The organism is Thalassospira xianhensis MCCC 1A02616 (assembly GCF_003326475.1).
Classification (GTDB): domain Bacteria; phylum Pseudomonadota; class Alphaproteobacteria; order Rhodospirillales; family Thalassospiraceae; genus Thalassospira; species Thalassospira xianhensis.
Genome location: NZ_JPWA01000006.1, coordinates 160,296 through 171,314, shown reverse-complemented (window position 1 = coordinate 171,314; position 11,019 = coordinate 160,296). Strand labels below are relative to the sequence as shown.

Below are 11,019 nucleotides of genomic sequence, written 5' to 3'. Positions count from 1 at the left end.
CGTGCGCGCCCCGGCAAGCCAGTTGGTGCTCGCCCGGGCGCACGCCCGAATGGTGAGCGCCGTTCTGAAAACAATTCCGGAAACCGCAGCAGGCGCGAAACCGCCTGAGGCAGATTTCCAAACTGATTGGTGCATCCACGCGGGATGCACCGTAACGCCAATCGACACTCTAAAGGAGATTTAAAGATGGCAACTGGTACCGTTAAATGGTTCAACGCAACCAAAGGCTTTGGTTTCATTCAGCCGGACGAAGGCGGAAATGACGTGTTCCTGCACATCAGCGCCGTTGAACGCGCTGGCATGAACCACCCGCAGGAAGGCGACAAGATCAACTACGAACTGCGCACCGACTCCCGTTCGGGTCGCGTTTCGGCTGACGATCTGACCGCTGCCTAATTCGGTTTGCCTTCGCTTGCGAAGGCGCTGATTTGCGAAACCCCCATCCGGGAAACCGGGTGGGGGTTTTGTTTTGCATGTCGTCTTTTACGGACGCAGGAAGGCGATATTGGCTCGCGTCGCCGCACTAAGCACATGAAAATGCATGGCATCGCGTGCGCCAGATGGATTGCGGTCGCGCACATAGCGCAAAATCTGTTCATGTTCGCGAAGAGGGGCCTTGATTGCCGCCGCATTGGCAAAGGGTAGCATCTGGTTTTCATGGATGGTTTGCGCTGTCGGAAAGATCGCGGCGGCAAATAGTGGATTGCCCGAGGCGGACAGCAGGATTTCATGAAATTCGGTATCGGCATTGGCGGCCGTAATCAGGTCGTCGGTTTCGAACGCGGCCTGCATGTCATCGATGCTGTGTTGAAGGGCGATCAGATGATCACGCGTGCGGGCCTGTGCGGCAAGGCCCGCGACATAGGGTTCGATCGCAAGGCGGAACTGATAGACCTGTGCGGCCTGGCGTTTCTGATTGTCATCGCGTGGTAATCCATCATGCGGATCTGCGACATAGGCACCCTTGCCGGCCTGAACCCGGATCAGTCCCATGGCTTCGAGTGTTGCGAGCGCCTCGCGCAGGCTGGCGCGGCTGATGCCAAGGGTTGTGGCCAGTTCGCGCTGGGCCGGTAAAGAGTCGCCGGGTCCTAAGTCGTTGCTTTTAATCAGGTTGCGAATGGCGCGCGCGGCGCGTTCCGGGGTGGTTTCAATGCGTGACATGCGGTTTCCATAACTGGTCTGACCAGTGGTGCCAAAATTTATCCAACACAAAAATCCAATATATTTAAGGGTTATAGCTTTAATCAGCTTGTAATTTTTCGCAAGTGCGAAATTTATCCATGGACAATAGCATAAATTTTATGCAGTTATTTTATGCAGATTAAAAATAAGTCTAATAATCCACTTTCATACGGGTAGAGGCAAATGAACAAATTTCTGAAATCAACCATCGCCGCGATTGCCATGATTGCGGCCCCGCTGGCCGGTGCATCGGCAGGCGCGCTTGATACCATCAAGGAAGCCGGCGTTTTGAAAGTCGCCGTGCCGCAGGACTTTCCGCCGTTTGGCACCGTGGGTGCGGACATGCAGCCCAAGGGTTATGACATCGATATGGCGGCGCTCATTGCAGATGACCTTGGCGTGAAGCTTGAACTGGTACCGGTCGCATCAAGCAACCGCATCCCGTATCTGACCACCGGCAAGGTCGATCTGGTGATTTCCAGTCTTGGCAAAAACCCGGACCGTGAAAAGGTGATTGATTTCACCGATCCTTATGCACCGTTCTATAACGGCGTTTTCGGCCCGGCTGATATTGCGGTTAAAGGTGCCGAAGACCTTGCAGGGCATTCGGTTGGCGTGACGCGTGGCGCGATTGAAGATCTGGAGCTGACCAAGATTGCCCCGGCGGATCTGGAAATCAAACGTTATGAGGATAATAACGGGACGATTTCGGCCTTTCTTTCGGGCCAGGTTGACCTGATTGCGACAGGTAACGTTACGGCGGCGGCGATCATCGAACGCAACCCGCCGCGCAAGCCGGAACCGAAATTCCTGATTAAGAACTCGCCTTGCTATGTGGGGCTGAACAAGGAAGAGGAAGCATTCAAAGCCAAGGTCAACGAGATCATTGCGGCATCGATTGCCGATGGCCGTCTGAACGCGATTGCCGAAAAGTGGCTTGGAATTCCGTTGCCGGAAAAGCTCTGATCCTGACTTGATTGCCTGACGGCTTCACCACTGACCGGATTGCTTGGTTTCAATGGCTTATAAATTCGATTTCGGTGCAATCGTTCCCCATTGGGAATTGCTGCTTGATGGGGTTGTTCTGACAACCGAACTGACCGTCATTGGGGCCGTGGTCGGCGTCAGTCTGGGAACTTTGGGGGCGTGGGCGCGCGCATCGCGTGCCCCCGTCATCAGCCAGATCGTCGGCATATATGTGGAACTGATCCGCAATACGCCGTTTCTGGTGCAGCTGTTCTTTATCTTTTTCGGGCTTCCGGCGCTTGGCGTGAAGCTAAGTGAATTTCAGGCCGCCGTTCTGGCGATGATTGTCAATCTTGGGGCCTATTCGACCGAAATCATCCGGGCGGGTATCCTTGCGATCCCCAAGGGGCAGATTGAGGCCGCCCAAAGTCTTGCGATGAACCGGGTGCAGATTTTCCGCTATGTCATTATCCGACCCGCGCTCAAGAAAATCTGGCCGGCTCTTTCAAGTCAGATCGTGATCGTCATGCTGGGTTCGTCGGTCTGTTCGCAGATCGCGGCCGAGGAGCTGACCTTTGCGGCGAACTATATCCAGGCCGTCAATTTCCGTGCTTTTGAGGTCTATTTCGTGGCGACGGCGCTTTATCTGGCGATGTCGGTTCTGCTGCGCTGGGTTTTGAAGATATTCGGTAACTTCCTGTTTGAACGGCGCAGTCATGTCTGAATTTACCCTCTGGGATATTGTTTATAACCTGCTGCTGGCCGCGCGCTGGACGGTGTTGCTGTCGCTTACGGCGTTTGTGCTGGGCGGGATTGTCGGGCTTTTGCTTTTGATGGTTCGAACTGCGGGTAATCCGTGGGTGATGCGATTGGTGCGCGGTTATGTCGAACTGTTTCAGGGCACGCCGCTTTTGATGCAGCTATTCATTGTTTTCTTTGGTCTGCCATTGATCGGGATTGATGTGTCGCCCTGGATCGCGGCGATGCTGGGGTTAACGCTGTTTACCAGTGCGTTTCTGACCGAAATCTGGCGCGGTTGCGTTGAATCCATCGGGCTTGGCCAATGGGAAGCATCGGCAAGCCTTGGCATGAATTTCCGTCAGCAGATGCGTTATATCATTCTGCCGCAGGCGCTTCGCATTGCGGTGCCGCCGACGGTCGGCTTTTCGGTGCAGGTGGTCAAGGGGACAGCCGTTGCTTCGATCATCGGTTTTGTTGAGCTGACCAAGGCCGGAACCATGATCACCAACGCGACCTATGCGCCCTTTACGGTCTATGGCTGTGTGGCCGTCATGTATTTCCTGATCTGTTTCCCGCTTTCGCTTTATGCCCGCCATCTGGAAGGAAAACTTCGTCATGTCGCTCGTTGAACTGCACGCTATCCACAAAAGCTTTGGCGAGCTTGAAGTCCTTAAAGGCATTGATCTTAAGATCGAGGAAGGGCAGGTGATTGCCCTGATCGGGAAAAGCGGATCTGGCAAAAGCACGCTTTTGCGCACCATCAACGGCCTTGAAACCATCAATGACGGGACGATCATGGTGGCGGGCAAGAAGGTTGGTGACCGCGATACGGATGTGCTTACGCTTCGGCTTAACGTTGGCATGGTGTTTCAGCAGTTCAATCTGTTCCCGCATTACACCGCGCTTGAAAACGTCATGCTGTCGCCGCAGGTCGTGAAAAAACAGTCAAAGGCCGAAGCCAAAGAAGTGGCCGAGGAAATGCTGGCAAAGGTCGGGCTTGCCGACAAGATGATGCATTATCCCGATCAGCTTTCGGGCGGGCAGCAGCAGCGCGTGGCGATTGCACGTGCCCTTGCCATGAAGCCGCGTGTGTTGCTGTGTGACGAGGTGACATCGGCCCTTGATCCCGAACTGGTGAACGAGGTTCTGGCTGTGGTCCGCCAGCTTGCCGAGGAAGGCATGACATTGGTGATGGTGACCCATGAAATGCGGTTTGCGCGCGAGGTGTGCGATAAGCTGGTGTTCATGGATCAGGGCCGTATTCATGAAAGCGGTGCACCAGAAGAGGTTTTTGCCAATCCGAAAACCTCGGAACTTGCCAGCTTTGTTGGCGGGCTTGCCTAAACGCGCCGTGCCCGGATTGTGACAATTTCACAGCTTTGCAATTAGGGATGTTTCCTATCGGCAGTTGATCATCTAAAACGTGCTTTGGGCTTTTGATGAGGGCGAGGGCACGAAATTGCGCGATCAGACCGGTACGGCACAGGATGACGGACATCCTGAAAGCGGAAATCTTCGGCCGGTATCTGGCGTAACCGCCTTTCTCGATCGCTATCCGTTTCTGGTGCTGGGCCTGCTTTTGATGGGGGCGTTTACGTCGTCCTCGGCAGCGCCACTTGGCGGGCTTTATGTCATCGAAGGCATGGGGGAGCCGCCATGGAAGGTCAGCATGGTGGCGATCGTTCAGGTTGTCGTAACCCTTCTGACCAACCGGGCATTTGGCCGTGCGATTGACCGTGCGGTGCCGATCAAGGCGCTTCTGATCACCAGTATTGTCTTTTTTGCCAGCGGTATGGCGATCCTTGCGACGTTTCAGATTTACTGGGTTTATCTTTGCTTTGCTTCGATCCTGCTTGGTGTCGGATCCGGTGCGCTGTCGGTGATGTATTCGTTTGGGCGACTGTTTGCCGAGCAGACCGGGCGCGACGTTGTCAAATTTAACGGGTTTCTGAGGATGCAGACATCGCTTGGCTGGATGGTTGGTCCGGCGGCGTCATTATCGCTGTTTGGCGCGTTCGGCTTTACGGTGACCTATTACAGCATCGCGACCCTTGGGGCGGTATGGTTTGTCGTGTGTTTGTTTATCGTCCCGGCGGCTTTCAAAACCCATCATCCCGGATCGCTTGTTACGGGCAAGAAAATCCCGTTCAATTTCGGATTGTTGCTGGCCTGTGTGCCGGTGTTTTTCATCGGGGCGGGGAATGTTGTTTTCGTAACCGCAATGCCGCTTTATTTCACGACGGAACTGGGGCTGATCGCATCGGCGGCTGGCTTTGCCCTGACGGTGAAATGTTTTGTCGAGGTGGTGGTGATTTATTACTGCGCGCATCTGATCAGAAAGATCGGCGAGCGCGGCGGTATGATACTGGCCGCCGTGCTTGCCGCGATCTTCTTCGGGCTGATCTATAACGCGACCAGCCTTGCCGATGTGCTGGTGCTTGGGGCCCTTGACGGGATTTATTACGGCATCTTTGCTGGGATCAGCATGACATTTGTTCAAAACTTCGCCCCTGATCGCCCCGGTGTCGCAACCAGTTATTATGTCAGCACCCTGTTCATCGGTGGCCTTGTCGCCAATCTTGCCACCGGCTTTATCGCGACGTGGTATTCCTTTCAGGCAACCGTTCTGGTAGCGGGTGGTTTTGCGCTGGTTGGGGGAATTGTTTTGATGGTGATGAAGGATGCCAAGGCGGCACATGAAACGCCAACAATCGCGTGACGGCTTGACTTTGTCGTTTGCCTGACGATTATCGCGCCATGTCTGAAAATACATCAAATAAAGCGGCGATGCGGCCGCGCATCCTTGTCGATGCGGATGCCTGCCCGGTGAAGGCGGAATGCGAACGCGTGGCCGAGCGCCATCGTCTGGAAATGATCATGGTATCCAATGGCGGGATCCGTCCGTCGCGCAATCCATTGATACGGATCGTGATTGTCCCGCCGGAACCCGATGCGGCCGATGACTGGATTGCCGAAAACGCCGTCAAGAACGACGTGATCGTAACCAACGATATTCCGCTGGCATCGCGGGGGCTTGAAATCGGTGCGCGTGTCTTGCGCCCGAATGGTCAGGAATTTACCGAGGCGAATATCGGCAATGCGCTGGCGGGGCGTGAAATTGCGGCCCATATGCGCGAAGTTACCGGCGAGCAGGGCCGCAATGCGGGCTTTACCCAAAAGGACCGGTCGAAATTTGCCAATATGCTGGAAGTAACGATACAGGCCGCCCTGCGCGGTTAAGCGCAAGGCGGCCTGCCACAGGTCCCGGCCGATCATCTGAGGGAGAGCGACCGGGCTTCCCCCCTGCGGAACCTGGTGTTCCTAGAACGGATAGTGGCGTTTGCCGCTTTGGATGGTGATCCAGCGCATTTCGGTGAATTCATCAATCGATGCCTGCGATCCGAACCGGCCATAGCCGCTGGCTTTTACACCGCCAAACGGCATCTGGGCTTCGTCCTGTACGGTCGGGCTGTTGATGTGACAGATGCCGCTTTCGATCCGTTTGGCAACTTCCATCGCGCGCGGGATGTTGGTGGAAAAGACGGCCGATGACAGACCATATTCACTGTCATTAGCGATGCGGACCGCTTCGTCTTCGTTACCGGCACGGATGACGACACAGACCGGGCCAAAGCTTTCCTCGGCATAAATCCGCATGGCGGGGGTGACGTGATCCAGAAGCGTCGCATCCATCAGAACGCCATCACGCGCCTTGCCGGAACCGGCGACCAGTTTGGCACCCTTGGAGACGGCATCCTCAACCAGTTCTTCGATCCGGTTGACGGCCTCGACATTCACGACACCGCCGAGAATATGTTCGGCCTTTGCCGGGTCGCCGGCGGTCAGCGTTTTGGCCTTGGCGGCCAGTTTGGCAACGAAATCATCGGCAACCGCATTGTCAACGATCAGGCGTTCGGTCGACATGCAAATCTGGCCCTGATTCATATAGGCCCCGAATGCGGCACCATTGACGGCTTCGTCAATGTCGGCATCGTCAAGCACGAGGAACGGTGCCTTGCCACCCAGTTCAAGCAGAACCGGTTTAAGATGTTCTGCGCCCAGCTTGGCGATGATGCGACCAACCCGGGTTGAGCCGGTAAAGTTGATGCGGCGCACCGCCGGATGGGCGATCAGGGTTTCTACGATTTCCGGGGCGTCTTCGGGGGCGTTGGTCACGACATTGACGACACCGGCGGGGGCGCCTGCCTCGACCAGACATTCACCGATGAGGCGATGCAGGGCCGGACACAATTCGGATGCCTTCAGCACCACGGTGTTACCGCAGGCAAGCGGCATGGCAATCGCGCGCGTGCCAAGGATGACCGGTGCATTCCAGGGCGCAATACCCAGAACTACACCAACCGGCTGACGAATGCCCATAGCCATCAGGCCCGGCGTGTCGGACGGGATCAGGTCGCCCTGAATCTGCGTCGTCATAGCACCGGCTTCGCGTAGCATATTGGCCGCCAGATGGGCGTTGAAGCCACCCCACATGCGGGTGCTGCCTGTTTCTTCAAGTACGAGACGACCAAAATCGTCGCCTTTGGATTCCATGATATCCGCGGCCTTTAGCAGGATTTTACGACGCGCGCCCGGACCCATTTTTGACCATTCCGGGAATGCGGCAGCGGCGGCATCTGCGGCCTTGCGCGCATCAGCGGGGCTTGCGGCAGCGGCGATGGTTGCGACCTCGCCAGTGACCGGATTTTTGCGTTCGAAGGTGCGGTTGTTCGAAGCATTGACGCCTTCATTGTCGACCAAAAGTTTGGCTTCATTCATGGTGATTCTCCTGATTTCTCAAGTTTCCGCGCTGTGTGGGTGGCGTTATGCGGTGGCAAGGCCCAGAAAGGCCTTTTGCACAGCTAGGTCCGATTGCAGGGCTAAGGCAGTATCCTGCCCGGTAATGGCCCCGTTCTCGATCAAATATCCCCGATCGGATATGGCAAGGGACTGGTGGGCGTTCTGTTCGACCAGAAGCACACCGACCCCGGTGTTTCGAATGGCTGCAAGCGCCTTGAACAAATCGCCCGTCATGATCGGGGAAAGTCCAAGGGATGGTTCATCAAGCAGCAGAATATCCGGATTGGACATCAGGGCTCGCCCTAAGGCGACCATCTGCTGTTCGCCGCCCGACATTGTGCGTGCATCCTGATCAAGGCGTTCCGACAGTTTCGGGAACAGGGTCATGACCCGTTCCAGATTGTCTTTTTCGCTTGTCCGGGCCCGTTTGGCAAAGGCACCGAGTTCCAGATTTTCACGCACCGTCAGATCGCCGAAAATTCCACGCCCCTCGGGCACAAGGGCGAGGCCCGCCTCGACAATCCTGTGCGCGGCAAGATCGGTCAGATCCTTGCCCGAAAGGGCGATGGCGGTGTTTTCATGTTTGGCAACCAGCCCGGCACAGGCTTTCAGCAGACTGCTTTTACCTGCGCCATTGGCGCCCAGCATTACAACAATCTCGCCACGATCAACCCGCAATGATACATCGCGAAGTGCGGTATGTTTGCCATAGGAAACAGACAGTTTATGGACTTCAAGCATGGCTGTCTCCCAGGTAGGCGCGAATGACTTCGGGGTCGGAAAGCACCGTTTCGGGCGGACCATCGGCGATTTTTGTTCCGGCATTCATGACTACGCAGCGGTCGCACAGGCTTCGGATGGCATCCATCACATGTTCGACCATGATGATGGTCAGTCCTTCGGATTTAAGCTTCCGGACAAGGGAGATGCCTTCCTGAAGTTCGGACGGGTTCAGCCCGGCGAGCCATTCATCAAGCAGCAGCAATTTGGGTTGCAGCGCCAGGGCTCGGCCAAGTTCAAGCCGTTTCTGATCAATATAGGTCAGATCACCGGCGGAGGTATGAGCGTGATCGGCAAGGCCTATTCTGTCCAGCAGAGTGATGGCCGCCGATTTCGCCGCATCCCCCCAAAGCGGGCCGGGGCGGAAGGCAAGTCCGGCTTCGATATTTTCGATACAATCAAGGTCGTGCAGGATACGCACAAGCTGGAAGGTACGCGCGATCCCTGCATGGCTGATCGCATGGACCGGAAGGCTTGTGATATCGCGTCCGGCCAGAACAACCTTGCCCTCGTTGGGCGATAAGGCGCCTGAAATCAGGTTCATCACCGTCGTTTTGCCCGATCCATTCGGGCCGAGCAGGCCGACGATTTCGCCTTCATGGACATCGAACCGCATTTGATTGACGGCAATCAGGCCGCCGAATGCTTTATGCAGGCCGGAAATCGAAAGAAGAGTTTTGGCACTCATGCTGTTTTCTCCTCTGTTTTCGAATGGCCATTGGATGGTGATGCCTTTTGGGGCGTCCGGTATTTTTCATAAAGTCCGATCACCCCGCCCGGCAGAAGATAGACAATCACCATGAAGGTAACGCCCAGCATGATGCTGAAATGGTTGGGGAAGTTCGCGGTCAGGACTTCAAACAGCAGGGTCAGAGGGATAACCCCCAGAAGCGGACCCAGCAACCGGCGCGGACCGCCAAGCAGCGCCATGATAACCACCTGAAAAGACAGCATCGGGTTAAAGGCAATCACCGGATCGATATAGGTCCAGCGTGGCGCCATGATGGCACCGGTCAATGTCATGAACACAGCGGACAGGACAAACAGGGCAACCTTCACGCGGGTGACATTGATGCCGCAATGCCGGGCAACCGTTTCATCCTCGCCTATGATGCGCAGCGCAAAGCCAAGCCGTGACCGGCCAAGAATGAAACCGGTCAGAAGCAATACGGCAAACAGGGTTAGGAGCTGCCAATAGATGTCATTCTGTGTGATATCGAGAAAAATATATCGGCCCATTTCACGTGTGACATTTACCTCGTACCAACTGACAACCTGGCGGACCAGTTCGGTCAGACCAAAGGTAAAGATCACAAAATAGACACCCGCCAGCCGCAAGGTCGAAAACCCGACCAGAAGGGCAAGCATGGTTCCGGCAAGGGCCGCACAGACCAGAACGACCGGGAAGGGCAGGACTTCGCCAAGGACGGCGACGGTGTATGCGCCGATACCAAAGAAAACGACGGTTGCAAGCGAGATATAGCGTGTCGGGCCGGAAAACATAGACCATGCGGTTGCCAGAACGGCAAAGCTGACGATACTGATGGCAAGCGACATGTAATAGCTGTCAACGAGTGACGGCAAGAATGCCAGCGCGGCAAAGATAACTGCCCCAAGAAATACCGGTTTGATGAAATCGGGTTTCAGAATGCAATTGATCATGACACGGTCCTCCCGAACAGGCCGGAAGGCTTGATAAGCAATACCAGCAGGAAGATCACATAGGTGACTGCAATCGTTAGACCCGGATCGATATAGGTTGCCACCAGTGCCTCGGCGATGCCAAGGATCAGACCGGCAACAAGCGCGCCGAGCATATTGCCGACCCCGCCCATGATCACGACGATCAGGGCCTTCATGGTAAAGGCCACACCCATTGAGGTCGAAAAGGTCAGGAACATGCTGACCAGAACGCCGCCGACGGCTGCCATCGCGCCGCCAAGAGCAAAGGCGAAGCAGGCGGCGAAATTGACATCGATGGCGACAAGTCGGGCGGATTGCGGGTCGACGGCAACGGCACGAAGGGCGGTACCCATTCGGGTGCGGGTCAGGACCAGATAGAAGCCCAGCCCGAATACCAGCGCAAAGCCCAGCGCAACCAGACGGTTTGCCGCAATCGCCGCACCAAACACATCGACCGCGCCATTCATGAAGTCATAGCTGTAATAATTGCCGCCAAACCAGACCAGCAAAATGCCCTGCACGATGAACAGAAGGCCGAAGGTCGCAAGGATGCTGTCGACTTCGAGCATGCCGCGGTTTTTGGCGCGCGCGACAAGCGGGCTTAGCAAAATGCGATAGATCGCCCAGTTCAGCGCAAAGGAGGCCGGAATAAAGATGAGAAGGCCGATCACCGGATTGATCCCGGCGGATGTCATCAGAACAAAGGCCGCGAAGGAGGCCACGATCACAAGTTCGCCATAGGCGAGGTTCATGATCCGTGAAACCCCGTATTGCAGGGTCAGGCCCATGGCGACAAGGGCATACATGCCGCCAAGGGTGATCCCTGAAAAGACTGCGTAACTTAACATGCAATTCTTCCCATTGGCG

General features: G+C 55.9%; 14 protein-coding genes. 8 read left to right on the top strand and 6 right to left on the bottom strand.

Annotation, left to right across the window (positions count from 1 at the left end):
* Together TH5_RS25780 and TH5_RS07605 are read left to right on the top strand one after the other, a co-directional pair.
* On the top strand, positions 1–184 hold a 184-nt coding region (locus TH5_RS25780; protein WP_208638416.1), incomplete at its 5' end, for a hypothetical protein.
* Between the two features lie 2 nt (positions 185–186).
* Positions 187–396, top strand: a complete 210-nt coding sequence (locus tag TH5_RS07605) for a cold-shock protein (RefSeq protein WP_007090722.1) — start codon at positions 187–189, stop codon at positions 394–396.
* An 87-nt stretch (positions 397–483) separates the two neighbouring features.
* Here the strand turns inward: TH5_RS07605 and TH5_RS07600 are convergent, their stop codons facing one another.
* Complete coding sequence (locus tag TH5_RS07600) at positions 484–1,161, bottom strand: FadR/GntR family transcriptional regulator (RefSeq protein WP_114121334.1); 678 nt, start codon at positions 1,159–1,161, stop codon at positions 484–486.
* A 204-nt stretch (positions 1,162–1,365) separates the two neighbouring features.
* Here TH5_RS07600 and TH5_RS07595 point away from each other — a divergent pair, with 204 nt between their 5' ends.
* The 6 genes from TH5_RS07595 (at position 1,366) to TH5_RS07570 (ending at position 6,129) form a co-directional block, all read left to right on the top strand.
* Positions 1,366–2,148, top strand: coding sequence for a transporter substrate-binding domain-containing protein (locus tag TH5_RS07595; RefSeq protein ID WP_114110974.1), 783 nt, complete (start codon positions 1,366–1,368; stop codon positions 2,146–2,148).
* A 52-nt stretch (positions 2,149–2,200) separates the two neighbouring features.
* On the top strand, positions 2,201–2,872 hold the full coding sequence (locus tag TH5_RS07590; RefSeq protein ID WP_114121333.1) for an amino acid ABC transporter permease: 672 nt from the start codon (positions 2,201–2,203) through the stop codon (positions 2,870–2,872).
* Positions 2,865–3,518, top strand: coding sequence for an amino acid ABC transporter permease (locus tag TH5_RS07585; protein WP_062952667.1), 654 nt, complete (start codon positions 2,865–2,867; stop codon positions 3,516–3,518). Before TH5_RS07590 ends, TH5_RS07585 begins: the two co-directional genes overlap by 8 nt.
* Entirely contained in the window at positions 3,505–4,233 is a 729-nt protein-coding gene (locus TH5_RS07580) for an amino acid ABC transporter ATP-binding protein (RefSeq protein WP_114121332.1), read from the top strand. The genes TH5_RS07585 and TH5_RS07580 overlap by 14 nt, the downstream gene beginning before the upstream one ends.
* A gap of 79 nt (positions 4,234–4,312) precedes the next feature.
* Complete coding sequence (locus tag TH5_RS07575; RefSeq protein ID WP_244204848.1) at positions 4,313–5,608, top strand: MFS transporter; 1,296 nt, start codon at positions 4,313–4,315, stop codon at positions 5,606–5,608.
* A gap of 38 nt (positions 5,609–5,646) precedes the next feature.
* Entirely contained in the window at positions 5,647–6,129 is a 483-nt protein-coding gene (locus TH5_RS07570) for a YaiI/YqxD family protein (RefSeq protein WP_114121331.1), read from the top strand.
* 81 nt (positions 6,130–6,210) lie between these two features.
* Here the strand turns inward: TH5_RS07570 and TH5_RS07565 are convergent, their stop codons facing one another.
* Genes TH5_RS07565 through TH5_RS07545 form a run of 5 tightly spaced genes read right to left on the bottom strand, consistent with a single transcriptional unit; the run spans position 6,211 to position 11,000 of the window.
* Positions 6,211–7,668: an aldehyde dehydrogenase gene (locus tag TH5_RS07565; RefSeq protein WP_114121330.1), complete on the bottom strand. Its 1,458-nt coding sequence runs from the start codon at positions 7,666–7,668 to the stop codon at positions 6,211–6,213.
* Positions 7,669–7,713: 45 nt separating this feature from the next.
* Positions 7,714–8,430, bottom strand: a complete 717-nt coding sequence (locus tag TH5_RS07560) for an ABC transporter ATP-binding protein (RefSeq protein ID WP_114121329.1) — start codon at positions 8,428–8,430, stop codon at positions 7,714–7,716.
* The gene (locus TH5_RS07555; RefSeq protein WP_114121328.1) at positions 8,423–9,157 is read right to left on the bottom strand and encodes an ABC transporter ATP-binding protein; all 735 of its coding nucleotides are present in this window, start codon (positions 9,155–9,157) and stop codon (positions 8,423–8,425) included. The genes TH5_RS07560 and TH5_RS07555 overlap by 8 nt, the downstream gene beginning before the upstream one ends.
* Positions 9,154–10,131: a branched-chain amino acid ABC transporter permease gene (locus tag TH5_RS07550; RefSeq protein ID WP_114121327.1), complete on the bottom strand. Its 978-nt coding sequence runs from the start codon at positions 10,129–10,131 to the stop codon at positions 9,154–9,156. Before TH5_RS07550 ends, TH5_RS07555 begins: the two co-directional genes overlap by 4 nt.
* Positions 10,128–11,000, bottom strand: a complete 873-nt coding sequence (locus tag TH5_RS07545; protein WP_114121326.1) for a branched-chain amino acid ABC transporter permease — start codon at positions 10,998–11,000, stop codon at positions 10,128–10,130. The genes TH5_RS07550 and TH5_RS07545 overlap by 4 nt, the downstream gene beginning before the upstream one ends.
* Between the last annotated feature and the right edge of the window lie 19 nt (positions 11,001–11,019).